General features: G+C 67.7%; 21 protein-coding genes. 10 read left to right on the top strand and 11 right to left on the bottom strand.

From position 1 onward, the window contains the following. Positions 1–34: 34 nt before the first annotated feature. Both AB0L70_RS34670 and AB0L70_RS34665 read right to left on the bottom strand, forming a co-directional pair. Positions 35–2938, bottom strand: coding sequence for a tetratricopeptide repeat protein (locus AB0L70_RS34670; protein WP_363691035.1), 2904 nt, complete (start codon positions 2936–2938; stop codon positions 35–37). A 17-nt stretch (positions 2939–2955) separates the two neighbouring features. Beyond that, positions 2956–3864 carry an alpha/beta hydrolase gene (locus AB0L70_RS34665; RefSeq protein ID WP_363691034.1) on the bottom strand — a complete coding sequence of 303 codons (909 nt, stop codon included), beginning with the start codon at positions 3862–3864 and terminating at the stop codon, positions 2956–2958. A gap of 148 nt (positions 3865–4012) precedes the next feature. Between AB0L70_RS34665 and AB0L70_RS34660 the strand changes: the two genes are divergently transcribed. The 3 genes from AB0L70_RS34660 to AB0L70_RS34650 all read left to right on the top strand — a co-directional run bounded on the left by AB0L70_RS34660 (position 4013) and on the right by AB0L70_RS34650 (position 6606). Continuing rightward, a complete protein-coding gene (locus tag AB0L70_RS34660; RefSeq protein WP_363691033.1) occupies positions 4013–4336 on the top strand; it encodes a YciI family protein in 324 nt (107 codons plus the stop codon). Continuing rightward, positions 4333–5556 (top strand): RNA polymerase sigma factor, encoded by a 1224-nt coding sequence (locus AB0L70_RS34655; protein WP_363691031.1) that lies wholly within the window; start codon positions 4333–4335, stop codon positions 5554–5556. The genes AB0L70_RS34660 and AB0L70_RS34655 overlap by 4 nt, the downstream gene beginning before the upstream one ends. A 105-nt stretch (positions 5557–5661) precedes the next feature. Then, complete coding sequence (locus tag AB0L70_RS34650; protein WP_363691030.1) at positions 5662–6606, top strand: hypothetical protein; 945 nt, start codon at positions 5662–5664, stop codon at positions 6604–6606. Between the two features lie 12 nt (positions 6607–6618). Here the strand turns inward: AB0L70_RS34650 and AB0L70_RS34645 are convergent, their stop codons facing one another. From AB0L70_RS34645 to rox, 3 genes are all read right to left on the bottom strand, one after another. Next, the gene (locus AB0L70_RS34645; RefSeq protein ID WP_363691029.1) at positions 6619–7341 is read right to left on the bottom strand and encodes an SDR family oxidoreductase; all 723 of its coding nucleotides are present in this window, start codon (positions 7339–7341) and stop codon (positions 6619–6621) included. A gap of 117 nt (positions 7342–7458) precedes the next feature. Then, entirely contained in the window at positions 7459–10008 is a 2550-nt protein-coding gene (locus tag AB0L70_RS34640) for a X2-like carbohydrate binding domain-containing protein (RefSeq protein ID WP_363691028.1), read from the bottom strand. Positions 10009–10138: 130 nt separating this feature from the next. After that, positions 10139–11569 (bottom strand): rifampin monooxygenase, encoded by a 1431-nt coding sequence (gene rox, locus AB0L70_RS34635; RefSeq protein WP_363691027.1) that lies wholly within the window; start codon positions 11567–11569, stop codon positions 10139–10141. 270 nt (positions 11570–11839) lie between these two features. Here rox and AB0L70_RS34630 point away from each other — a divergent pair, with 270 nt between their 5' ends. Together AB0L70_RS34630 and AB0L70_RS34625 are read left to right on the top strand one after the other, a co-directional pair. Next, positions 11840–12463 (top strand): sigma-70 family RNA polymerase sigma factor, encoded by a 624-nt coding sequence (locus AB0L70_RS34630; RefSeq protein WP_363691026.1) that lies wholly within the window; start codon positions 11840–11842, stop codon positions 12461–12463. Continuing rightward, the gene (locus AB0L70_RS34625; protein WP_363691025.1) at positions 12460–13377 is read left to right on the top strand and encodes a hypothetical protein; all 918 of its coding nucleotides are present in this window, start codon (positions 12460–12462) and stop codon (positions 13375–13377) included. The genes AB0L70_RS34630 and AB0L70_RS34625 overlap by 4 nt, the downstream gene beginning before the upstream one ends. 1 nt (position 13378) lies before the next feature. On the opposite strand, the gene AB0L70_RS34620 is transcribed toward AB0L70_RS34625, so the two are convergent. Together AB0L70_RS34620 and AB0L70_RS34615 are read right to left on the bottom strand one after the other, a co-directional pair. Further along, positions 13379–14017 (bottom strand): response regulator transcription factor, encoded by a 639-nt coding sequence (locus tag AB0L70_RS34620; protein ID WP_363691024.1) that lies wholly within the window; start codon positions 14015–14017, stop codon positions 13379–13381. A gap of 12 nt (positions 14018–14029) precedes the next feature. Further along, positions 14030–15181 carry a histidine kinase gene (locus AB0L70_RS34615; RefSeq protein ID WP_363691023.1) on the bottom strand — a complete coding sequence of 384 codons (1152 nt, stop codon included), beginning with the start codon at positions 15179–15181 and terminating at the stop codon, positions 14030–14032. Between the two features lie 170 nt (positions 15182–15351). Here AB0L70_RS34615 and AB0L70_RS34610 point away from each other — a divergent pair, with 170 nt between their 5' ends. The 3 genes from AB0L70_RS34610 to AB0L70_RS34600 are packed head-to-tail and all read left to right on the top strand — an operon-like array spanning position 15352 to position 18054. Then, positions 15352–15603: a hypothetical protein gene (locus AB0L70_RS34610; RefSeq protein WP_363691022.1), complete on the top strand. Its 252-nt coding sequence runs from the start codon at positions 15352–15354 to the stop codon at positions 15601–15603. 43 nt (positions 15604–15646) lie between these two features. Next, on the top strand, positions 15647–16747 hold the full coding sequence (locus tag AB0L70_RS34605; RefSeq protein ID WP_363691021.1) for a glycoside hydrolase family 172 protein: 1101 nt from the start codon (positions 15647–15649) through the stop codon (positions 16745–16747). Between the two features lie 8 nt (positions 16748–16755). Next, on the top strand, positions 16756–18054 hold the full coding sequence (locus tag AB0L70_RS34600; protein WP_363691020.1) for a glycoside hydrolase family 32 protein: 1299 nt from the start codon (positions 16756–16758) through the stop codon (positions 18052–18054). Position 18055: 1 nt separating this feature from the next. Here AB0L70_RS34600 and aroQ read toward each other — a convergent pair whose 3' ends face one another. The 3 genes from aroQ to AB0L70_RS34585 all read right to left on the bottom strand — a co-directional run bounded on the left by aroQ (position 18056) and on the right by AB0L70_RS34585 (position 20959). Continuing rightward, a complete protein-coding gene (gene aroQ / locus AB0L70_RS34595; RefSeq protein ID WP_363691019.1) occupies positions 18056–18652 on the bottom strand; it encodes a gamma subclass chorismate mutase AroQ in 597 nt (198 codons plus the stop codon). Positions 18653–18713: 61 nt separating this feature from the next. After that, positions 18714–19796: a winged helix DNA-binding domain-containing protein gene (locus AB0L70_RS34590; protein ID WP_363691018.1), complete on the bottom strand. Its 1083-nt coding sequence runs from the start codon at positions 19794–19796 to the stop codon at positions 18714–18716. Then, entirely contained in the window at positions 19793–20959 is a 1167-nt protein-coding gene (locus AB0L70_RS34585; RefSeq protein ID WP_363691017.1) for an epoxide hydrolase family protein, read from the bottom strand. The genes AB0L70_RS34590 and AB0L70_RS34585 overlap by 4 nt, the downstream gene beginning before the upstream one ends. Before the next feature lie 62 nt (positions 20960–21021). Here AB0L70_RS34585 and AB0L70_RS34580 point away from each other — a divergent pair, with 62 nt between their 5' ends. Further along, positions 21022–22005: a YafY family protein gene (locus AB0L70_RS34580; protein ID WP_363691016.1), complete on the top strand. Its 984-nt coding sequence runs from the start codon at positions 21022–21024 to the stop codon at positions 22003–22005. 14 nt (positions 22006–22019) lie between these two features. Then, positions 22020–22517, top strand: a complete 498-nt coding sequence (locus AB0L70_RS34575) for a DUF6328 family protein (RefSeq protein WP_363691015.1) — start codon at positions 22020–22022, stop codon at positions 22515–22517. A 25-nt stretch (positions 22518–22542) separates the two neighbouring features. Here the strand turns inward: AB0L70_RS34575 and groL are convergent, their stop codons facing one another. Continuing rightward, positions 22543–24237: a chaperonin GroEL gene (groL, locus tag AB0L70_RS34570; RefSeq protein ID WP_363691081.1), complete on the bottom strand. Its 1695-nt coding sequence runs from the start codon at positions 24235–24237 to the stop codon at positions 22543–22545. Positions 24238–24305 lie beyond the last annotated feature (68 nt).

The following is a 24305-nucleotide window of genomic DNA, read 5'->3' as shown; positions in this document are numbered from 1 at the left end:
GCGCCATTTCCGGCGACGCTAGCGACGGCGTACGTCAATCCGTTGTCGATCCGGCTTCGAGCTTCGCCAGCAGAGCTCGGACCTCACTCGCATCGGCGGTCCGCAGCCGGTCGAAGATGCTGAGGGCCTCGAGCAGATGTACTCGCGCCTGTCCGGTCCGGCCGATCTGGTGAGCGGTCATACCCAGCTCGCGCAGGACCTCGGCCTGGCCGTGGGTGTCACCGATCTGCTGGCGGATCTGCAGACTCCGGTGGAGAACCTGCAAGGCTTCCTCGTTGCGTCCCTCCCGACGGTGGACGGTGCCGATGTCGTTCAGGCAGAACGCCTCACCATCGCGATCGCCGATCTCCCGGTAGATCGCCAGGCTCTCCGACTGGCTGGAGAGAGCGTCGTCGAACCGGCCCTGACGCTCGTACAACGCACCAAGGTTGTTCAAGGTGATCGCCTCGCCTTTGCGGTCCTGCTGCCGGCGATTGATCGCCAGGCTCTCCCGGAAACAGCCAAGGGCCTCCTCATGCCGGCCCATTCGCTGATAGACGTTGCCGAGGTTGGCCAACCCACCGGCCACGCCACGCGGATCGCCGATCTCACGGGAGATCGCGACCGCCTCCTCCTGGCTGACGCGGGCTTCGTCGTACTGGCCCTGCCATTGGTAGACCAGACCTTGATTCACGAGGCTCGCGACCTGACCAGGCAGGTCGCCGAGCTCGCGGCGGATGACCAGACTCTCGCGGAGGTGGTCGAGAGCCCGCTCGTACTCCCCCAACCGCCAGTCGCGGACGCCGAGATCGTTGTGGATCTGGGCCTGCCCGAGCCGGTCGCCATCACGGCAAGCCACCTCGAACGCCAACTGGTTCAGCTCGGCCCAGTCAGCCCAGTGGCCACGAAGCTCGAAGAACCCGAACAGCACGTGCGTCAGTTGCACCGCCTGCCGACCTGCGGCCGCAGCGCCTTGCCGAACGATCGCGGCCAGGTTCGCCCGCTCGGACTCGAGCCAGGTCACGGCCGCTTGATCATCGGCGAAGTCCAGACCACCTGCGTGCCACTCAGGTGCGACCCGGGTCAGGCGGTAATCCCCGGGCCGAAGCAGCTGCAGCGTACGGCGGACAGTCGCCAGGTAGAACCCGAGCACGCGAGTGAGCGCCGCGGTCCGGGTCTGCTCGTCCTGGCGCTCCGCGAGCTCACGTGCGTACAAGCGCAACAAGTCATGCAGCCGATACCGCCCGGGCACCGGCGCCTCGATCAGCTGGATGTCGACCAACCGCTCGAGCAACCGATCCGCCACGGTCTCGGAGCAGTCGAGCAGCGGCGCAACTACCGATGGGCTCAGATCCATGATGTCCACCGCACCCAGCAACTCGAACGCTTCCGCGGCGGAACGATCCAGTGGATCAGGGCTGTTCCGGGCCTGCTCGGCCGACACAGCGAAACTCGCACGCGCGCCCGCGTCGGCGATCTCCAACTCATCCAGTCGGCGCTGAGCATCAGCCAGTCGGTCCGCCATCGCTTGCATGGGCCAAGCCGGACGGGCCGCGAGTCGTGCCCCGACGATCCGCACCGCCAGCGGTAGCGCTCCGCAGTACCGAATCACCGCTGCGGTGGCCTCCGGCTCGGCCTCGACCCGGTCCTTCCCGATCATCTGGGCGAGCAGATCGGCAGCCTCCGGACCTTCGAGTACGCCGAGACGCCGGTGCCGGGCACCATCGATGCGGGACAGCACCGACCGGCTAGTGATCAGGACCGCGCACGCGACTCCGCTGGGCAGCAGCGGACGGACCTGCGCCGCGTCGGCCGCGTTGTCGAGGACCACCAGGAGCTGCTTGTCCGCAGACACCGAGCGGAACCCCGCGGTCGCCTCGTCCAGATCCAGTGGGATCGCACTCGGCTCCGCCCCGAGTGCGCGCAGAAAGCGGCTGAGGACCTCGATCGGAGCGATCGGGTTCGCACCAGCAGTCGACCCCTGGAGATCGACGTACAGCTGCCCGTCCGCGTAGTGATGCGCCTGCCGATGCGCCATCTGGAGGGCGAGCGCCGACTTCCCGATCCCGGCCGCACCGACGATCGAGCAGATCGCGACCGACCGACGTGCCCGGCCGTCCGCCAGGCACTCTTCGAGCCAGTGCGACTCCGGCCAACGCCCGATGAATCCAGGCGTATCCAGCGGAAGCTGCTGCGGCTTCGAGACGGCCTGCGTCTCACGCCACTCCTCGGCCGGCGGTCGAGCCGCCAGCAGATCGGCGTGCACGCGCTGCAGCTCCGGTCCCGGATCGGTGCCCAGTTCGTCGGCCAGCAACAGCCGGATGACCTCGTACTGCGCGAGCGCCTCAGCCGGCCGCCCACTCCGTTCCAGTACGACGAGACGCCTCACCCAGAGCGATTCCCGCAACGGGTACCGCTCCGTCAGCTCGGCGAGTTCGACAACCAGGTCTCGGGCCCGGCCGGTAGCGATGTCGATCTCGATCCGGCGCTCCAGCGCCGACAGATAGCGTTCCAGCAGCTGTGGTGCGCGGGCCGTCTCCAGCCAGCGCGAACGCAGATCCTCGAACGGCATGCCACGCCAGAGCGCCAGCGCCTCGACGAGCAGCCTCCGCTCGTCGGCCACGGCCGGCTCCGACGCGGAATCGTCCAGCAGACGCACGAATCGCAATACGTCGACCTGTTCGGGCAGCGCCTGCAGCGCATACGCGGCGCGGTTGGTCTCGATGACATCGGAACCGAGCTCCGCGCGCAGCCGCGCTACGTAGAGCTGGATCGTCTTCCGGCTGTCGGCGGGCTGCCGGCCGTCCCAGATCGCCGTCGCAAGCTGGTCGACCGAGACCTTCTGACCCGCGGCCGTCGCCAGAACAGCCAGCAACGTGCGCAGCCGGCCGCCGGGAAGCTCCCGTGCGTGGCCGTCAACGGCCAACCGCATAGGTCCCAGCAGCTCGATCTCCAACACACCGTCACGCTACTGCGTCAGGAGCGCAGGAAGCCGAGGAGCGATGCGGCCGTCTCTTCGGGTGCCTCCTCGGCCATGAAGTGGCCCGTGGCGATGGATCCACCGGAGACCTCCACGGCCCAGCGCCGCCACACGTCGACGGCGTCGTACCAGCTGTCGATCGCGCCGCCACGCGCCCACAGCGCGAGCACCGGGCAGGCAATGCGCCGGCCGTGCTTGATGTCGTCCAGATCGTGCTCGTGGTCCAGGGTCGCGGCCGCTCGATACTCCTCGCAGATCGCATGAACCGTGTCGCGATCGCGGAACTGGTCGACGTACGCCGCTCTGACACCGGCCGTAAACGCTTCGGGCACAGACGACCAGGTGTCGAGCATGTAGTCGACGAACGCCTCGGGCGCACCGGCGATCAGCGTCTCGGGAACCGGTTCAGGCGCGGCCAGGAAGGACCAGACCCAGTAATCGAGCGCGAACTGCTTGTCCGCAAGGTCGAACGCGACAGCCGTCGGGACCACATCCAGTACGGCGAGCTTCCCCACCGCGTCCGGGTGGTCCAGAGCCATCCGATACGCACATCGAGCGCCCCGGTCATGCCCGGCCACCGAGAAGCGCTCGTACCCCAGGGCTGCCATCACCTCGACCTGATCCTGCGCCAACGCCCGCATGCTGTACGGCGCATGGTCCGGTGCCGACTCCGGCTTCCCACTGGCACCGAACCCACGCAGATCGGTCGCGACGACCGTGAACCGCTCGGCGAGCGCAGGAGCTACCCGGTGCCACATCAGGTGGGTCTGCGGAATCCCGTGCAGCAGCAACAAGGGCGGACCCTCACCACCGCGCCGGCCACGGATCGTGGTCGACGCGGTCTCCACCTCGATCTCTTCGAACCCCTTGAATCCATCCGGCACGGCGACGTCCCCGGTACGCATCTCCCGCACGCTACCCCGGCGACACGTCAATCCCGCGTCAGAATGTTCTTGAACAAATCCGGGCGGCGGTGTCGGATCGGGGCAGACGGGTTCGTAGTTGAGGTGAGTGGCTGCCCACGAGGGGTGCCGCCGAAGCACAGGAGATGAGATGCAGTACCTGGTTTCCGTGATCGACGACAAGAGCAATCCCGGTAGTGAGGACAGGCTGCCCGCCATCAGCGAGTTCAACGAGCGGCTGATCGCCGAGGGCTACTGGGTCTTCGCGGGCGGGCTCGCAGACACCACTGCGGCCACTGTGATCGACAACCGGGGCGAGAAGGCGGTGGTCACCGACGGGCCGTTCGTGGAGTCGAAGGAGTACCTCGCCGGCGTCTGGATCTGGGAAGCCTCCGACCTGGATGTCGTGCTCAAGCTCGCCACCGAGGCGTCGAAGGTCTGCGATCGCAAGATCGAGGTGCGGCCGTTCCAGTGAGCGACGTCGAGGAGGCGATCACCCGGGTCCACCACGAGGAGTGGGCGCGCGTGGTGGCCGCCCTGACCAGACGTTTCGGCGATCTCGACATCGCCGAGGACTCGACGGCGGAAGCGTTCGCGACCGCGGTCGAGCGGTGGCCGGCCGACGGCGTACCCCCGAACCCGGGCGCCTGGCTGACCACCACCGCCAACCACAAGGCCATTGACCGGCTCCGGCGCGAGAACAAGCGCGACGACAAGCAGAAGGAGGCTCAGATGGTGTACGACGGCCCGCCCGAGCCTCTCGGTGCGATCGACGACGACCGGCTCCGGCTGATCTTCACCTGTTGTCACCCCGCTCTCGCGATGGAGACCCGGGTGGCACTGACACTGCGGATGATCGGCGGCCTGACCGTGCCCGAGATCGCCAGCGCCTTCCTGGTCCAGGAGACCGCGATGGGGCAGCGGATCACCCGGGCGAAGGCCAAGATCAAGGCTGCCCGGATCCCCTATCGCGTGCCGGCGAAGGAGGATCTCCCGACCCGGGTGTCCGGCGTACTCGCCGTGATCTTCCTGGTCTTCAACGAGGGGTATCTGGCGACCGGGCCGGACAGCGATCCGATCCGGCACGACCTGACCGCGGAGGCGATCCGGCTCGCTCGGCTGATTCGGACTCTCCTGCCCACCGACGGGGAGGTCGCGGGGCTGCTGGCGCTGATGCTCATGAGCGAGGCCCGCCGGCCCGCGCGGGTGTCGGCCAGCGGCGAACTGGTCACGCTCGACGAGCAGGACCGGAGCGCCTGGGACGTGGCACTGATCGCCGAGGGCCATCAGTTGGTGCGCGAGCGCCTGGCCACCGGGATCGCTCCGGGCCGGTACCAGATCCTCGCGGCGATCAACGCCGTACACACCTCCGCGCGGGATGCCCGCACGACCGACTGGTCGCAGATCGTTGCCCTCTACGACCAGCTCGTTCGCATCGATCCCTCACCGATCGTCGTGCTCAACCGGGCCATCGCAACCGCCGAACTCGACGGTCCGGAGGTGGCGCTGGCGGCCGTCGACCGGCTCGAGGACAGCCTGTCCGGATACCACGCGTACCACGTGACCCGCGCCGAAATGCTCCGCCGGCTCTGCCGCAGCCAGGAGTCACGAGCGGCGTACGACAAGGCGATCGAGCTGGCCGGCAACACCGCCGAGGTAGCCAACCTGACCCGCCGCCGCGACCAGCTGAAATAGCCGCAACTTTCGGCAGGTTGCCGGCATCGTGATCAGCAGAAGTGATCCGCAGGGGCGTCGGTGCGCTCGCTCTGGGATGCGGTCAGGTCGATGAGAGGTGACGGCATGGCCCGGAAGCGCAGGATCGCGCGGCGCGCGTCGGCAGTGGTGGGTGCGGCGGTTCTGACCGCGGGGGTACTGCCGGTCACAGCTGAAGCGGCCAAGGCGGACAGGAGCGCCGCTGCGGCGGTGTGCGCGATGCAGCCAGGCTCCGTGACGAGCGGCGGGGACAACCGGGGTATGCGGATCACCACCGGCTCGCCGCTGACCGTAACCCCAGGGCCGACGTACCCGGACATCTATCCGGCCGGTCAGGTCAGTATCAGTACGTCGATCGAACTCCTGGCCGACTCCGGTGCCTACGGCTCCGTCGGCGGCTGGGTCGTGATGGGTTCCTCGCTGTACGGCAGCAACTACCAGATCGATGCCAACGACAACGTCCTCAATCTCCAGGTGACCAAGGTCGGCGGCGGCTGGGGCGGCTTCAAGGTGGTCGACACGTCGTACTACAACCCGCCGTCCGGCACCGGGCCGAACTTCCGCGCCAACCAGTACGGACTGAGCGGCGACGGCGTCCTCTACCGGTGGAAGGCCAAGGGCGGCAGCTGGTGGACCGGCAAGGAGTCCTACCCCGGATTCTCGGCCGTGGAGACGATGGCGTTGATCAGTCGCACCTTCACCTACGACACGTTCCTCGCGAACACCCGCGGCGGTGCGCTGTACACGATCCGCATCCCGACCAGCTCGCCGATGAAACCGATCGTCAAGCAGGTCCGCACCTCGACCTGGCAGACCTTCGACTGGCTCCTCGCCCAGAAGTGCGGCACCCAGAGCACGCTGCTCCTCGGCATCGACAAGGAAACCCAGTCCGGCTACCTGTACGCCGTCGGCCACGCCAACGGCGCCGCCACGGTCATCCAGGGCCTGGGCAAGGTCCCCACATCCTTCCCCGACCCCGTCTACTTCCGCCGCAAAACCGAACCAGGCTCGGACGACCTCTTCGGCGAGTAACTCCATCCCCGGTCAGGTGAGTTGTTGGCCGGCGTCTATGTCGAAGGTGGCGCCGGTCAGGGCTTGGTTGGTCATCAGTTGGAGGGCCAGCTGGGCAACGTCGGTGGGGCCCACGACGCGGCCGGTGGGAAGGGTGCTGCGGAGTTGTTCGCGACGGGCCTCGAGTTGGTCGCCGAGCAGGGTGGCCGACAGAGGCGTGTCGACGAAGCCGGCGGCGATGAGGTTGACCCGGATCGGCGCGAGTTCGACGGCGAGGTTCCGGGTGATCGCCGGGCCGGCCGCGGTGAGCGCGCCGATCAGCGTGAGGCCGCGTCCCGCCCGCCGGCCGCCCGTACCGCCCATGAACGTCAGCGACCCGCCCGCGCGGACCTTGCCGATCGAGAACCGGCCGATCTGCAGAGGCAGGAAGACGTGCGACTCGATGTCATCGCGCGCCTTGTCGAAGTCGAAGTCCTCCAGCGGCGCGTAATAAGGACCAGGCCCGGTGGCCAGGATGTGGTCGATCGGCGTCGGCAGGTCGTTGAAGAACTCCTCGAGCCGGTCGAAATCCGTCGCGTCGAAGGCGGCGGTATCGGCGCCCAGTTCCTTGCCGACCAGCTCCAGCCGCTCCCGGTTCCGGGCGGTGATGATCACCGACGCGCCTTCCGCCCGGGCGAGCCGTGCGGTTTCGAGGCCGATCCCCAGACTGCCGCCGATCACGACGACCGTCTGCCCGGCCAACTCCGATGCGCTCATGCTTTCCCCTCCTGACGACTCGGTGCCAGCACCCACCATGCCGCCTCAGGACCGGGAAAGCACCAGCGAGAGCCTCGCGGGCTGAGAGATCCCGGCCCAGCCCGCGAGGCGGTCCGGCTACTTACCCGTTGTGTAGCGGATGACGTCGTTGCGTAGAGCATCGCCGGAGACCTTGACGATGCGGAGGGTGTGGTTCCCGTCCTTCAAACCGGTCTGGCTGAAGGCCGGCTGTGCGGTGATGCGGGTGGCGTTGGCGAGACTCACCCGGCGGACCAGTTTGCCGTCGAGGTAGACATCGGCCTCGCCCTGGTCCGGACCGAGTGCGGTGATCCAGTCGACGCCCGTACCGCTGAAGGCGAAGGTGATCCCCGCACCGTTGGCGGTCGCATAGTGCACGTCGTCGTGGTAGTCCCCACGGAACCGGAAGTCGAGCACAGTGCTTCCGACCGGCTGGGCCGCGAGGTACGCCTTCTTGATCGTCACGACGTTGCCGGCCACGGTGTAGTCGGTCCCCTTGACCAGGTCCTTGCCTGCGTTCGCGATCCCGGCCAGTTCACCGGGGTCCCGTCCGAGCGTCGTACTGATGTCGGCCTGGTTCTTCTTGTCGAACGACGCGGTGCCGGGATCAAGCAGGCTCTCCTGCCTGATGTCCAGCTTGTCGATCAGCATGAACTGCCCGGACTTCTTCACCCCGCGGATCGTGTGGGTGCCGTTCGGCAGGTCCGAGATGCTGTAGACGACCTGCTGGGCCGACCGGGAATCGGCGTGCGTGTCCACGGTCGCCTTCAACTGTCCGTCGACGTAGATCTCGACCTCACCCTGCGACGGATCCTTCTCCGTCACATAGTCGACGCCGGTGCCGACGAACGTGTAGCTGAACGCGTCGCCGTTGGCCTCGGTGTACTGGACGTCGTCCAGGTAGTCCCCGAGTCCACGCCCCGTGCTCCGGCTCCACGAACCCGAGTACGTGATCTGCGCGTTGTCGTTGTTCACCGACGTCGTGCGTACGCCGCCGGACAGCGTCGACTTCTCGATCTGCGACTGCTGCTTCAGTTCGGGCTTCAGCTGCGGCTTCAGACCGGACTGCTTACCGGCTGCCGGCGTCGAGGAGTCCGTCACCGTGACGGTCAGCGGCTCCGACACCGCCGGGACCTCGAAGTTCGCGTTGCGCTGCCAGTTGCCGTCGTACGAAACCCGCAGGTCGTCGTCGTTCACGCTGATCTTGGAGTTCTTCTGCGGAGTGATCGTGAACAGCCGGGTCCCGTGCGGCGGTACGACGGCCGCCGTGTAGCTGGATCCGAACTGGCCCAGGTCCTTCTTCGCCCACAGGTCGCGCACCTTCGCCGCACCCGACAGACCGAGGTCGGACCAGTTGATCGTCATGTTGGCCTCGGTGGTGCCGAGGTTGAACACGGCGACGGTGTACGAGCCGTCCGCGTTGAGCGAGTACCAGACCTGCCGGTTGGTCTTGGTGGACACCGGTTGGGCCGGCCGTCCGGCCTGGTTGACCGCTAGCACCTCGCGGTTGGTGAGCAGCTCGATGCCGTACGCGTCGAGGTTGGTCATGTCGTTGCCGATGTAGAACGGAGCCGCGGACACTGCCCACAGGGTTGCCGCCGTACGACGTTCGTCCTTGGTCAGCCCGTCCATGGTGCCGTTGCCGACGTCCAGCGAGTCGAGGTCGTTCCAGCCACCGGGTCCGGCGTGGCGCCACCAGTCGGCAACGCGCGGGAACAGGCGGGCGATGTTCGGCCAGGCGGTGAGTGCCTCGCCAGTGCAGTAGCACTCGACGTCCCAGTCGACCCGCCATCCGTTCGCGTACTGCTTCCAGTAGTCCGCCTGGCCGATGTCGACGGCCCAGGACAGCTCGAGCCAGATCTTGTGCCGGGCGAGCGCCGTCGACCAGGCCTTGACCTCGTCGCGAGCGTCCATCGAGAGGTCGTTCACGCCCGAGCCGGGCGTCACGCTGTCGAACTTCAGGAAGTTGACGCCCCAGGAGGCGTACAGATCGGCGATCGAGTCGATGTACTTCTGTGCACACGGCTTGGTGAAGTCGATCCGGTAGCCGAAGCCCCAGTAGTCGCCCTTCTGCAGCGGCCGGACGGCGAGATCACCGGTCGTGCAGCCGGGAGCGCCGTACACCGGCAGGTTGGCGTCCAGCAGCGCCTGCGAGATCCCGGGGATGCCGTAGATCCCGATCTTCTGGCCGTTTGCGTGGACGTGGTTGATCAGCGCCTGGAACCCATGCGGGTACAGCGTCGCACTCGGGACCGGACGGCCGTAGCCGTCGATGCCGCCGTTCCAGCCCGCGTCGATGTTGATCCGGTCGTACCCGTACGGCTGCAGCTTCTTGTGCATCGCGTCCGACTGCGCGGTGATCTGCGCCTCGGTGATCCAGCTGCCGCCGTTCGGGTTGTACACCTGCATGCTGTAGCTGCTCCAGCCCATGTAGGGCTTGGCAGCCACCGCGCCGGCCGGCGGATAGTCGACGGTCGGCGCTGTGGCCACGGCGGGTGCCGTGGCCACAGCGGGCTTGGTCGCGGTGACGGTCTGCGTCGGAGCCGCACCGGCGGCGGACGCGGCGGTCAGGCCGGCCGGGATGAGAGCGGCGAGGGCCAGCCCGATGAGCGGCCCTCGGATCGCCTTGTTTCGAAGGAGTCTGGTCATGAGCGGGTGACCTCTACAGGGGCAAAATCGGATAGGATATCTGAACCCTGAGGCCTGCCCGAGGGGATGTCAATGGTGCGGCCAGAAAAACTTTCTCGCGTGAAGTAACCGCCAGTGCATGAAGTAACTGTCAGGCAGCCGCGGCTCCGAACCACCTGGCCAACTGCTCGTCCAGCTCCGCCTGGTCGTCGCCGACCCAGGCCACGTAGCCGTCCGGACGCAGGAGCGCGGCCGGTACGGCGAGTTGCTCGCTGACGTCGACGACATGGTCGACCCGATCGGCCCGGCCCTCGACCGAGAGCTTCCCGGCCGGGTCGAGCAGGAGCCCCCGACCGTCGCGCATCCGCTCGTAAAGACGACCGTCCGCCAGCTCCAGGTCCCGCATCCGCCGCCCGACGAGCTCGTGCTCGTCACCGAAGTCGTACCGGATCCCGATCCCGGTGATCCGCTCGACCAGGTACTGGTGCGCGTCCTCGAAGCCCATCAGTTCGGTCATCAGCCGACGCACTGCCTGCGGACCGGGCTCCGTGGTCATCAGCTCGGTCTGCGCCCGGACGATGTCGAGTACGGCGGTAGCCACCGGGTGCCGTTCGGCCTGGTAGCTGTCCAGCAGCCCGTCCGGCGCCGAGCCGTCGATCGTCGTGGCCAGCTTCCAGCCGAGGTTGAACGCGTCCTGGACACCGAGATTGAGCCCCTGTCCCCCGATCGGCGGGTGCACGTGCGCCGAGTCTCCCGCCAGGAACACCCGGCCACTGCGGTACTGCTCGGCCAACCGGGAAGCGTTGCCGAACCGGGACAGCCAGCGCGGTGAATGGATGCCGAAATCGGTCCCGGCGTACACCTGCAGCTGCTGCTTCAGCTCCTCCAGCGTCGGCGGAATCTCCCGGTCCTCGGCCACCTCCGCGGCGGGCACGACCGCGCGGAACAGGCCTTCGGTCCCGGACGGCCCGACGCCGAAGAGCAGGTTCTTCTTGCGGATCTCGGTGACCACGGTGGCCACCTCTTCGGCCGTTACGCCGACCTCCAGTTCGCCGGTCAGCCACTCGGTGCTGGCAGGCTCGCCCGGGAAGCCGATCCCGAGCAGCTTGCGGGTCGTACTGCGGCCGCCGTCGCAGCCGACCAGGTAGCGCGATCGCAACTGGGTGCCATCGGCCAGGTCGGCAGTGACCCCGTCGTCGTCCTGGCTGAGCCCGGTGAGCGAGGTTCCGCGCCGGATCTCGGTGCCGAGCTCGACCGCACGCTCGGTCAGCAGCCGCTCGGTGACGGGTTGCGGGATGCCGAGCGTGTACTGATACGTCGTGTTCAGCTGGACCGGCCGGGGCGCGGGGATGCCCGCGAAGTGGCCGTCCATCGGGTATTGCTGGCCGTTCGCAAGGAACTGCTCCAGCAGACCGCGCTGGTCCATCATCTCGATCGTGCGCACGTGGATGCCGAGCGCGCGGACATGCCCGGTGGGCGCCGGGTCCCGCTCCAGCACGACCACCTGTACGCCGCGCAACCGCAGCTCGATCGCCAGCATCATGCCGGTCGGTCCAGCACCGGCAATGATCACGTCAATCATCAAACCCCCAAGTCAGCACACCGTTTTCTGCCTTTCGGTCGGCGATTCTCCAGCACAACCGGGGCCTTGCGGCAAGTCCCCCAGTACGCTATAACCTATAAATGCAGGCAGGGAGTCACTACTCCCTGCCTTTTGTCTTGCCCCCCGCAGCTTGCCCCAGGCAACGATCGCCCGGCTCCCCGCCGCGGAACCCGCTTCCGCCGGTCAAGACACATATCTGGTGAGAGCCCCCGCTGGGGGACGATCCGGAGGTGGGATGTGGCAGCTGTTGTGACCGGGTCAGACAAAGCCGACGGGTTGCCGGCGACCATGAGTGATCCCGAGCTGTGGCGACGCGCGGTCGACGGCGAGTCGGAGGCGTTCGGCCGCCTGTTCGACCGGCACGCCAAGGCGGTGTACAACTTCGTCTTCCGCCGGGTCGCCTCGTGGAGCGACGCCGAGGATCTCACCTCGCTGGTCTTCCTGCACGCCTGGCGCCGACGGACCGAAGTCGTCCTGGTCAACGACTCGGCGCTGCCGTGGCTGCTGCGTACGGCCGACTACGTGATCCGCAACGAACGACGCCGGCAGAGGTTCCGGTTGGCGACCATCAACCGGCAGGTCCCGGCCACGGACGAGCCGGATCACGCCGACCGCGTCGCCGCCCGGATCGACGACGAGCGCGAGGCCAGGCAGTTGCGGGCCTTGTTGCGCAAGCTGCCACGGCACGAGCGGGAGATCGTCGAACTCTGCTTCTGGACCGGGCTGGACGTGCAGTCCGCGGCCGTCGCGCTCGACGTACCGCTCGGCACCGTGAAATCCCGGCTGGCACGGGCCCGCAAACACCTTCGCGATCTCAGCATCGCTGTCCCGGACGACGCCGCCCGGGCCGAGTCCATGGAGAATCGATCATGACGGATCTACTCACCCGCCGCCCCGAACGACCGCTACCACCCGGACGGCACCAGCAGCTCCGCGCCGACCTGCTCACCGCGATCGAGACCGAACCAGCCCGTACGCCGCGGCGCGTGCTCGGACCTCTCGTCGCCGCCGCGGCTGTGCTCGCGGTCGTCGCGGGCCTGGCAGTCGGCGTGCACGCATTCCAGGGTGACGACGGAATCGTTCCGTCCGGTCAGGACCACGCTCAGCCGAGGGTCAAGGAGCTGTCGGCGAAGGACACCAGGAAGCTGCGTGGGCAGTGTGAGCGCGAAGCCGACAAGATCACCAACGCGGACCATCCCCATCCGTTCGACGACTTCAAGACGCTCAACGCGTTCGAGTTCGTCGACGTGAAGTCGCCGAAGGTCGTCAAGACCTGGTTCATCGGCAGCGGCGAGGAGGTGTACGAGAACCCGGCCGGTGGCCCGGGACGGATTTCGCCGATCTACTGGCTCTGCAGCCGGACCGCCGGAGGTGTGATCAGCGAGTCGAGCATCAGGTTCGGCAAGAAGGTGAACCTGTTCGATCCGGTGACCGGGTTTGCCCGCAACGCCGGTGTCTTCGTCGCCCCGGTGACCCGCGTGACGGTGCAGCCGAAGGGGCAGCCCGAGATCGAGGCCGTGCTGCGGGACGGCATGTGGTTCGCGCCGACCGAGGGCCGGATCAACTGGGGGCCATTCGACGCGGACGACCCAGTCACCAAGACCTACGTCGTCCGCGGGTACGACGCGTCCGGCCGGCAGGTCTCCTCGACGGCCACTCCAGGACCGGTGGAGCTCAACTGCGCGGTCAGAGGCCCGTACACGAAAAAGGACGGGAAGACGATCTCGCCCACGCCGAACCCGACCAACTCGCCTCCCGACTGCAAGGTCTACGAGTGGCCGTCCTGAGTCAGACCAGGTGGTTCTCCCAGGCCCAGATGGCGAGTTCGGTGCGGTTGCGCAGGGACAGCTTGCGCTGAGCGCTGCTGAGATGGGACTTGACCGTGGAGAGCGAGACGACCAGTTCGTCGGTGATCTCGTGGTTCGTGCGGCCGCGGGCGACCTGCCGGACGATCTCGGTCTCGCGGTCGGTCAACGGGTTCTCGGCGGGCGGCTTCGCGGACTGGGCGAACCGTCCGAGCAGCCGGGTGGTGACCGACGGCGAGACCATCGACTCGCCGTGGGCCGCGGCCTGCACGGCTTCGACCAGCAGCCGCGGCCCGGCGTCCTTCACCAGGAATCCGCAGGCGCCCGCCCGCAGCGCGGCGTACACGTTCTCGTCCAGGTCGTACGTCGTGACGACGACGACCCGGAGCGGGTCCGGAACCGTAGGGCCCGCCAACAGCCTGGTCGCCTGCAGCCCGTCGATCTTCGGCATGGTGATGTCCATCAGCGTCACGTCGGGCCGCAACTCGCGGGCCAGCGCGACCGCTTCCTCACCGTCGCCGGCCTCGGCGACGACCTCGACACCGGGCTCGGCCTCGAGGATCATCCGGAACCCGGTCCGCACCATCGCCTGGTCGTCGGCGATGAGCACCTTGATCTGCACTGACCGGCCTCCCTACGTCCACGACCGAACGTACGCCAACGGCAGCGTCGCGGTCACCCGCCAGCGATCGGGCGACTCCGGCCCGGCCTCCACGGTGCCGCCGACGGCACGCGCCCGCTCCGCCATTCCGGTCAAACCGTACCCCGACCCCGCGCGCACCTTGCCTCCGGCAACTTCATTGCCCACCTCGATCACCAACTGATCCTCGTCGTATCGCACGTCAAGCTTGATCGTCCCGCCGGAACGCCCGTGCCGGCGGGCGTTCGTCACCGCCTCCAAGGCGATGCGGTGGGCCGTCGTGATCACCTGAGGCCGGACATCCAGGTCCGCCGGCAAGGAGACCTCTACCCGGCCGTCGTCACGGCGTACGTCGTCGAGCGCCTCCCGCAAGGTCGCGAACGTCTCGGTGCGGAGCATCCCGACCAGCCGTCGCATCGCGGTGAGCGCCTCGGTCCCGGCCTGTTCGATCTCGCCGAGTGCCGGCTGGCTGCGAGCGGTATTCACCTGGGCTCCCTGCGCCAGGACGATGATGCCGGTGATGTGGTGGGCAACGAAGTCGTGCAGCTCTCGGGCGAGACTCAACCGCTCGTCCTCCCGGCTCGCCACCAAGGCCGCCGTACGAACGTTGTCCGCGTCCCGCAGTACCAGCCCGACGCCGATGCTCCCGCCCCAGACCACCGCCACGGGCACCGCCAGCAGTGCCCAGCTCGATCCGACGCCGAACCTCAACAGCGGATCGAGGATCATCGCGCAACCGCCGAACAGGGCCAGCGGAATCACCTGACGCGGCGACAATCGGCGGCACGTCGCGCCGATCAGCAGCGCCAGCGCGACCACCTCACCCACCGTGGCGAAGCCAAGCTCCCGCTCGACCGCCGCGCGGGTCTGCACCACCGTAACGGTGATCAGCAACGAGCCCAAGGCAACCAACCCCGTGCTCCACGCCAGCCGGTCGAACCGGCGCCGGGTCAGTGCCACCACCGCCGACGCCAGGCTCACGGCCATCGTCACCGCGTCGATCGTCCGGTCCAGCAGGTGGGTCTCGTACGGCAGGTGCATCCACGTCCACACGTCGACGAACATCGCCAGCCAGAGTGCCGCGCACTCAACGACGAAGGGAATCCGGCGGATGCCGCCCGGCCACGTGTCCGACGTACTGATCACCCTCCCAGCATGCCTGCTCCGAGCCGTGCTGCTCGTCAGCCACCAGAACAGTTCCCACCCTGGCCGAAAGTACGACGCCGGTACGCCGGATTCACTCGCGCGGTCGAGGTCCGGCGGGGCCGTCGCTCACTAGCGTCGAACCGACAGCCCGCAACGAGAGGATCGTTCTCATGAGCAACAAACCGACCTGGCCCGCGGACGAGCCCTGGTGGCAGTTCACTCCCCGTAACCTTGCTACCGGCTACCTCACCCTCGGCGCCGCGGCCCTGCTGCTGATCTGGAGCGGCATCGAGCTCCTCGGCGGCGGCCTGGAACGCAACCAGACCATCCTTTTCGTCATCATCGCCGTCTGCGGCCTGGCCCTGCTGTTCCAGTCCACCACCGGCCTGAAGAAGCTCCTGCGCCGGCGTAACCAGCGCTGATGACAGGATGGTCCGGACATTGTCCGAACCGAGTGAGGTGCTCGTGACCGACTGGCAGGCACTGACCCGATCGCCCGGCCGGCGGCGGAGCCGGTCCATCAACGCGGAGAACCCGACCGGCGCTCCCGGGCAGGCGGCCCGGACCGCGTCCGCGCTCGGGCCGTCTCGCAAGGGCCGTCCGGCCATCTCGCTCGCGCCGGGTGAGACGGCGACGCTGGCCGAGATCGGCGGACCCGGGGTGATCGCGCATATCTGGATGACCGTGCCGGACAAGACCGCGGCCGGACCGTGGGTACTGCGGGATCTTGTGCTGCGAATGTGGTGGGACGACGAGGAGCGCCCGGCGGTCGACGTACCGCTGGGCGACTTCTTCTGCAACGGGTTCGGTCAGCGGGCGCTGATCACGTCGGAGCCGATCGTGGTCGCCCCGACCGGCGGGATGAACTGCTACTTCCCGATGCCGTTCCGGCGCAACGCCCGGATCGAGCTGACCAGTGAGCATCCGGGCACGGTCGACGGGATCTATTACCAGATCGACTACACGGTCGACGACGAACTGGACGACGACACCGCGCTGTTCCACGCGAACTGGCGACGCAGCAACGCCTCCACCGCGCCGGGCGAGGACCACGTGATCCTCGACGGAGTCGTTGGGAGCGGCAACTACGTCGGGACGTACATCGGATTGACCGCGTTGGAGCGGTACTGGTGGGGCGAGGGTGAGGTGAAGTTCTACCTCGACGATGACGACGCCTACCCGAGCCAGTGCAGTACCGGCCTCGAGGATTACGCCGGCGGCGCCTGGGCGTTCCAGGATGCGCTGCGGACCAATCCACCGCCGGTGCCGCTGACGTTCAGTGCGCCGTACTGCGGCTATCCGTTCTACTCGGCGGAGGATCGGACCGGGCACTCACCGTTCGTCACAAGCACGCTGCAGTCGCACGGTATGTACCGGTGGCATCTACCGGATCCGGTCATCTTCCAGCAGCGACTGCGGATCACCCTGCAGCAGATCGGCGCCTGGGATCACGGGCACTTCGAACGCAGCGACGACATCTCCAGTGTCGCGTACTGGTATCAACTGCCCGGTGGTGGGAATGATCTGCCCGCCCTGCCGTCGCGCGAGTTCCGCCGTCCCCGCTAGGAGAATCCGTGTACGACGAAGACAACCGCGGTCAGTTCCACTTCAGCCCTCGGAGTGGGTGGATGAACGACCCCAACGGGCTGCTGCACTACCGCGGTACGTACCACTTCTATTTCCAGCACGCACCGGACAGCCTGGTCTGGGACACGATGCACTGGGGTCATGCGACCAGCCCGGATCTGGTGCACTGGCAACAACAGGCGAACGCGCTCGAGCCCGCGACCCACCCCGGCGATCTGTGGTCGGGTGGCGGCGTGGTCGACGGACGCAACACGTCCGGGCTGAAGGACGGGGACCACGATCCGATCCTGGTCTTCTCCGGCACGCAGGGCGTCCGGATGTTCTACAGCCTCGACGGCGGCATGACGTTCTCGGCGTACGACGAAGGCCGGATCATCGCGCAGCCGAGCGGTCAGGAGAGCCGGGATCCGAAGGTGGTCTGGCACGAACCCAGTCAGACCTGGGCGATGGTCGTCTGGTCGAACGACAACGGGAACGGCGCGGACTTCTTCGTCTCGCCCGATCTGCGTACCTGGGAGCGGACCAGTCGCTACGTCACCGACTGGTTCTTCGAGTGCCCCGACTTCACCCCGATGCCGCTCGACGGCGAGGTGGTCTGGGTGCTGCGTGATGCGCGCGGATCATACGTCGTCGGCGACTTCGACGGACGCGAGTTCCGCACGGACTGGACCGAGCCACGCACAATCACGGCCAACCCCGGCGGCGCGGCCGGTCACTACTACGCCGCGCAGTCCTTCGACAACATGCCGGACGGCCGAGTGGTGACAATGGCCTGGCAGGGCCTCAACCACGGCAAGGTCTGGACCGGGAACGCCAGCTTCCCGGTCCAGCAGCGCCTGGTCGCGACGCCGGACGGTCCGCGCGTCTTCAGCGAACCGGTCGACGAGCTCGCATCGCTACGCCAGTCGACCACGACGCGAGGGCCGGAACTCCTCGAGACTCAACTCGAGCCGCTGGCAGGTACGACGTACGAGCTCGAGGCAACCTTCGACCTCAGTGAGGCGAGCACGGGAAGCTTCACGTTCCGGCTGCGGTCCACCCGTGAAGTCACCTACGACATCGGCGCCGGTCTGCTCGACGGCGTACCGGTGCCGCCGGCGGCCGACGGATCTCTGACGATCCGTCTCCTCGTCGACCGCGGCCAACTCGCGGTCTTCGCCGCCGACGGCGCCTACTACGCCTGCTACAACATCGATTTCACCGCTGATGACAGCATCGAACTCACCACCACGGTCCCCCTGCCCCTGAAGTCACTCACCCTCCACCAACTGGCATCCATCTGGTAGCTCAGCAAACCGTCCGTACGGCGGTATGCAGAGCCTGCCGGTGGAGCCGGTCGAGGTGGTGGCGGATCTCTTCGGAAGTTGTTGCTACGAGCAACGAAACGTCGCAGCGCAGACCGCTGTGCCGGAGATGATCCACCGTGACCAACTCGGCCAGCAGTTGGGTGGTCAGCTTGTCCAACTGCTCCCGGATCACGTTGAGATCGGGACCGCTGGTTGGAGCCGACGTGGGATGCGCGGCCCAGTAGGCCAGCAGCCCACGCTGCACCACCTTGCTCGCGTCGATCTGCGCCTGGAAGAACTCCGCAGTGGACTCCGGGTCGATGCCAAGCTGCACCGCCGACGCCCGAACCGATTCCAGGATCTGCTGCTCCCGCACCGGATCATCGACCGGCTTGCCACTGAAGTACTTCGACGCGGCAACATCGTCACCGATCAGAATCCGCTGAACAGCGAGATCGGTCAGTCCGTTGAAGCTCGGCACACTGGTCGCCGCAACAGCCTGCGCCCGAACCGGCTCCACCGCCTGCGCCGTCGAACCGACCTGAGGCACCACGATCACTGCCGCCACCAGCATGGAATGGGTGATTACCCGAAACACGCCACACTTCCTTCCCCAGAGAAATTGGCCACCGAGACCCTACGCCCACAGGGGTCCAGGCTCAGGCGAAGACGACCGGGGTGTCCGGGGAGCCGATCAAGGTGAGGAGCTCGACGCCTTCGGTCGAGATGGCGTCTTGCTCGGCGGGGGTCAGTGGGCGGTGGGGGGTGATTCGGAGGGTTTTGCCGCGGTGGTGGCGCCAGTCGGCCTGGTAGTCGCCGTCGATCAGGAGGGTGCCCATCGCGGCGCCGTTGCCCGGGGGAAGCGGGACCGCGCGGCCGGACGGGTTGACTCGGCGCCGATCTGCGTGGGAGAGCAGGAGATTGTCGAACTCCGGGAGGAAACGCACGGGTGCAGGCGTCTCGGGATCGGGCAGCGGCCCGTCCGGTACGTCGAACAGTTCCTTGCCGTCCTCATCGGCGTACACACGCAACTCGGGCCGGAGGCGGTCGACGACCTCCCGCAGTCTGGTCAGCCCCGACCACATCTGTACGTCGGCCACACTCGCGGGACCGAACGCCGCCAGGTACCGCAGGATGAGCGCATCCGGAGTCGGAGCCGGCCCGGGTGACTCGCCGAGCCAGCTCTCGATCGTCTGCAGCGCGGCCGGGCCGGTCTCGCCCCAGACCCCGCGCGGGGTGACCTGGACCGTCCCGGTCAGGTAGCTCACGGCGTACGCCATGCTGTTCGCGTCCCACTCCGGCCAGCGCTCGCCGAGCTTCGTCCGCAGCTGACTCCGGCTGTGCGGTTCGTGGGTCATCAGTTCGGTGCCATAGGCAACCACCGCGTCCACGTCGACCTCGACCAGCTGCTTGCCGAACGCGCCGCGCAGACCACGCTCCGCGACCGGATGGATCAGCCGCCACAACCCCAGGCAGTCCGCCGCACTGACGAGATGAATCGTTGCCCGCATCAACGACGTACGGACGACCTGCCGCGACGTCATCAACGCGGACAACTCGGCCGGGTCGAAACCCTCGAGCCTCGACCACAGGGCGACGTACGACGCCAACGGCGCCTGCGCCTGGAGGCCGACCAGCCGCTCGATCAGGTCGAAGGCGGATCCGCTCTCGCGCTGGAGCAGCTGCTGGCGGGCCAGCAGCGCACGGTTCAGGGCCTTGCGGCCGAGGCTCGAGGTAGTCACGGACGTAGCGTACGGAAGAACGCGCGTACGTCGTCGGTCAGCAGCTCACCGCACTCCATCGCGGGGAAGTGACCGCCCTCGGCGAAGTCGGTCCAGTGTGCGATCCGGCGCTCCGGATCACTGACCCGGCGTACGACGGGACTGCTGTTGAAGACCGCCCAGCCGGCCGGCACGGTCGACGGAGCACCCCAGCCGAGGTGCGAATGCGCGGCCTCGTAGAGGAATCGAGCCGCGGACGCGCCCGCCTGGTTGAACCAGTAGATGCTCACCAAGGTCAGCAACTGGTCGCGGTCCACGGAGTCCTCGGGCGACTTCGCGGGATCGGTCCAGACCTGGAACTTCTCCGCGATCCAGGCCAGCTGCGCCACCGGCGAGTCGGTCAGGCCCGGCGCGATCGTGTCCGGCGTATTGCTCTGCAGATCGAGGTACCCACGACCGGCCTTCCAGGTCGTCTTGGCTGCCTCGACCACGGCGAGATCATCGGCGTCGAGGTCGTCCGGCAGCGGCATGAACTCGCCGGCCATCCCCAGCGTCCCGCGGTCGCTGTTCACGTGCGTGCCGATCACCCGGTCCGGATAGTTGGCGCCCAGGTACCCGGAGACACCGGCGCCGATGTCTCCACCCTGGGCCGCGAAACGCTCGTACCCGAGCCTCGTCATCAGCTCAGCGAACGCGGCGGTGGTCCGGCCAAGCTCCCAGCCCGCACCGGACAACGGAGTGGAGAACCCGAACCCGGGCAACGAAGGCACCACCACGTGGAATGCGTCCGCGGCCTGGCCACCGTGGGACACCGGATCGGACAGCGGCCCGAGCAGCCGGAGGAACTCGACCGCCGACCCGGGATAGCCGTGGGTGAGGATCAGCGGCATCGCGTCCGGCTCGGGTGAGCGGACATGGAAGAAGTGGATCTGCTGCCCGTCGATCTCGGTCGTGTACTGCGGATAGCCGTTCAGCTCGCTCTCCGCCTTCCGCCAGTCGTACGACGTACGCCAGTACTCGGCCAGGTCACGCAGGTAGCCGGCCGGAATCCCGCGACTCCAGTCGTCGGCGTCGCCCGGCACCGGGTGCGGCCAGCGGGTCCGGTCGAGACGGTCGTGTAGATCGGCGAGGTCCGCGTCGGCGACCTCGATCTGGAAGGGACGGATCTCCTGTGCATCGGTCATAGTTCGACACTAGAAGTCACTGCGGAAGACTTTCTTCCGCAGTGATCAGGCATTCTGGAGAAATGCTGAACACGTCCGCACGCCTGCTTCGGCTTCTCTCACTACTCCAGGCCCGCGCGTTGTGGGCCGGTCCTGACCTGGCCGAGCGGCTCGGCGTGAGCACCCGGACGATCCGCACCGATATCGATCGGCTGCGGCAGCTCGGCTATCCCGTCGAAGCCGCACCCGGTCTCACCGGCGGCTACCGGCTGGGCGCCGGCGCCGCGTTACCACCGCTGTTGCTGGACGATGACGAGGCGGTTGCGGTCGCCATCGGTCTACGAACGGCCGCCAACGGCGGAGTAGGAGGCATCGGCGAGACCTCGATCCGTGCGCTGGCCAAGCTCGGGCAGGTCTTGCCACCACGTCTGCGACAGCGCGTGAGCACGATGGAGGCCGCGACTGTCGCCGTACCGGGTGTTGGCCCGAGTGTCGACGCCGACGTGATGATCGCGATCGCGTCGGCGATCCGGTCCGAGCAACGGCTGCGGTTCGAGTACGCGTGTCACGACGGGCGGTCCAGCCGACGTGACGTCGAGCCGCACCGGCTGGTCAACTGGGGTCGCCGCTGGTACCTCATCGCCTGGGATCCGGACCGCGACGACTGGCGCACGTTCCGCGCCGACCGGATCACGCCGAAGATCCCCGGCGGTCCGCGCTTCACCCCGCGGGACCTGCCGGACGCCGATGTCGCCGCCTACCTCCAGCGCGGCGTGGGCACCGCCACCTGGCGCTACTACGCCCGGGTCGTCGTACACGCCCCGACTGAGTACGTTCGAGCCAGGCTCTCCGTCCCCGTGGAGATCGAGGAGCTCGCTCCGGACCGCTGCCAGATCACACTCGGCTCCGACACCCCAGAGATGCTCACGCTGTACCTCGGTCTCCTGGGCGTCGACTTCGACGTCATCGACGCCCCGGAGCTGTCCGCGGCCCTCATCGCGCTTGCAGACCGCCTCCGGCGCGCAGCAGGATCACAGGTGGGTACTGGGTTAGGAAACACGCCCTAGGTGAGGAGGCGGTGGTGGGCGGCTATCGGCGGGAGGAAGAAGACTCCGGCGAGCAACTGGACCGGCACTGGAACGAACTGCTGCAGGAGTTGCGGCTCGCGCAGACCGGGACGCAGATCCTGTTCGCGTTCCTGCTCGGGATCGCCTTCCAGAACCAGTTCCACAGCGCCGACCAGTTCACCCACGACGTGTACGCCGGGACTCTGGTCGCGTCGGCGTTCGCCGTCGCACTCTTCCTCGCCCCGGTCTCACTGCACCGCATCACCTACCGGCGCAAGGTCCGTGACCAGCTGGTCGTCGTCTCCGACCGGCTGGCCCGGGCGGGACTGGTGTTCCTGGTGGCCGCGATCGGCGGCGGCGTACTGATCGCACTCGACGTGGTGATATCGCGGCCGGCCGCGATCATCGTCGTGGCCGTCGTACTCGCCTGGTTCGTCACCTTCTGGCTCGTCGTCCCGGCGTACGTCCTGGCTCGATCACCGGAGGAGGCAGACGACCGCCCCACCGAATGAGATCCGGTGGGGCGGTTTGGGGGGGTCAGCCCACGGAGGGGCCGAGACCGAGGGATTGCGGGGTGCTGGAGTCAGGCGAGGGTTGGTGCAGCCCTTCGTCCAGCGGCCCGAACTCGGTCATCAGGGCTGCGCTACCACCCCATGGTGTCTGCTCCTCGGCGATCAGAGTGTTCGTGGTGAGGAGCAGACCTGCGACGGACGCACCGTTCTGGAGGGCAGAGCGCGCGACCCGGAGCGGGTCGATGATGCCCATGTCGAGCATGTTGCCGTACTTGCCTTCGAGCGCGTCGAACCCGTCGTCGACGCCCATCGCCGAGGTCCGCTCGAGCACCTCGGCCCCCGAGTAGCCGGCGTTCGTCGCGATCAGGTACGCCGGTTCGCGGAGCGCCCGCCGGACGATCTCGACACCCATGGCGTAGTCGCCCTTCACGTCGAGCTCGTCGAGGGCCGAGGCGGCGTGGAGCAAGGCCATCCCGCCACCGGCGACGATGCCCTCGGCCATCGCGGCCCGGGTCGCCGACAACGCGTCCTCGACCCGGTGCTGCAGTTCCTTCAGCTCGGCCGGTGTCGGCGCGCCGACCCGGATCACCGCGACCTTGCCGGACAGCGCACCGATCCGCTCGGTCAGCACGTCCTCGTCGACGCCGAAGGTGGCCCGCTCCAGCTCGGCCCGCAGCTGCGAGATCCGGAACGTGACATCCTTCTCGTGGCCCGGGCTGGCGACGATCGCCGTCCGGTCGGCCGTCACCCGCACCTGCTCCGCGCGGCCGAGCTGGGCCAGCGTCATCGTCTCCGGGGTGAAGCCGGAGTGGCGGCTGTAGACCGCACCACCGGTGATCGCCGCGATGTCCTCGAGCTTGTGCAGCCGGCGGTCGCCGAAGCCCGGTGCCTTGACCCCGACGCACTGGAACAGGCCGTTCACGTGGTTGTGCACCAGCATGCTCAACGCGGTGCCCTCGAGCGACTCCGCGATGATCACCAGCGGCCTGGGCTCACGCATGATCTTGTCCAGCAGCGGCATGATCTCCTGGACCTTGGTGATCTTCTCGCTGCACAACAGGATGTACGGGTCGTCCATGATCGCCTGCAGGCTGCCCGGATCGGTCACCATGTACGGCGACAGATACCCGTTGTCGAACTCGAATCCCTCCAGGAAGTCCACGCCCATCCCGTGCGTGGCCGACTCCTCGACGGTCACGATCCCACCGTCGCCGATCGTGTACAGCGCATTGGCGATCACCGCCCCGACAACGTCGTCGTCGTTGGCCGAGATGGCCGCGACCCGCGCGTAGTCGTGCTCGGTCTCGACCGGGTGCGCGACCGCGCGCAGCCGCTCGACCAGCTTGCCGACGGCCAGGTCGATCCCCCGTTTCACCAGTACGGGGTTACCGCCCTTGGCGATCGCGTCCATGCCCTCGCGGATGACCGCCTGCGCGATCACGGTCGCGGTGGTGGTGCCGTCACCGACGATGTCGTTGGTCTTGATCGCGGCTTCCTTGACCAGCTGGGCACCCATATTCTCGAACTGGTTGCGCAGGTGGATCTCCCGGGCGATCGTCACGCCGTCGTTGGTGACGACGGGTGAACCGGTGATCTTCTCCAGGATCACGTTGCGGCCCTTCGGGCCCAGGGTCGACTTCACCGCGTCGGCCAGCTGGTCCACGCCGGACAGCAGCAGATCGCGGGCTTGCTCACCGAATCGAAGTTCCTTGGCCATCAGAAACCCTCCTGGTCTTTGGTCGTCAGTAGAAGAAAGGGAAGGAAAGAAAGGAGAAGAAGGAGGGGTGG

It is taken from the genome of Kribbella sp. NPDC051952, from assembly GCF_040680855.1.
In the GTDB taxonomy this organism is placed as follows: domain Bacteria; phylum Actinomycetota; class Actinomycetes; order Propionibacteriales; family Kribbellaceae; genus Kribbella.
The sequence above is the reverse complement of the archived record's forward strand: the minus strand, read 5'-3'. Positions and strand labels throughout refer to the sequence as shown.

Excerpts from the sequence above, each read along its gene's own strand:
- AB0L70_RS34665 (WP_363691034.1), bottom strand. The coding sequence starts at position 3,864 with ATGCGTACCGGGGACGTCGCCGTGCCGGATGGATTCAAGGGGTTCGAA.
- AB0L70_RS34660 (WP_363691033.1), top strand. The coding sequence starts at position 4,013 with ATGCAGTACCTGGTTTCCGTGATCGACGACAAGAGCAATCCCGGTAGT.
- AB0L70_RS34650 (WP_363691030.1), top strand. The coding sequence starts at position 5,662 with ATGGCCCGGAAGCGCAGGATCGCGCGGCGCGCGTCGGCAGTGGTGGGT.
- AB0L70_RS34645 (WP_363691029.1), bottom strand. The coding sequence starts at position 7,341 with ATGAGCGCATCGGAGTTGGCCGGGCAGACGGTCGTCGTGATCGGCGGC.
- AB0L70_RS34640 (WP_363691028.1), bottom strand. The coding sequence starts at position 10,008 with ATGACCAGACTCCTTCGAAACAAGGCGATCCGAGGGCCGCTCATCGGG.
- rox (WP_363691027.1), bottom strand. The coding sequence starts at position 11,569 with ATGATTGACGTGATCATTGCCGGTGCTGGACCGACCGGCATGATGCTG.
- AB0L70_RS34625 (WP_363691025.1), top strand. The coding sequence starts at position 12,460 with ATGACGGATCTACTCACCCGCCGCCCCGAACGACCGCTACCACCCGGA.
- AB0L70_RS34610 (WP_363691022.1), top strand. The coding sequence starts at position 15,352 with ATGAGCAACAAACCGACCTGGCCCGCGGACGAGCCCTGGTGGCAGTTC.
- AB0L70_RS34585 (WP_363691017.1), bottom strand. The coding sequence starts at position 20,959 with ATGACCGATGCACAGGAGATCCGTCCCTTCCAGATCGAGGTCGCCGAC.
- AB0L70_RS34580 (WP_363691016.1), top strand. The coding sequence starts at position 21,022 with ATGCTGAACACGTCCGCACGCCTGCTTCGGCTTCTCTCACTACTCCAG.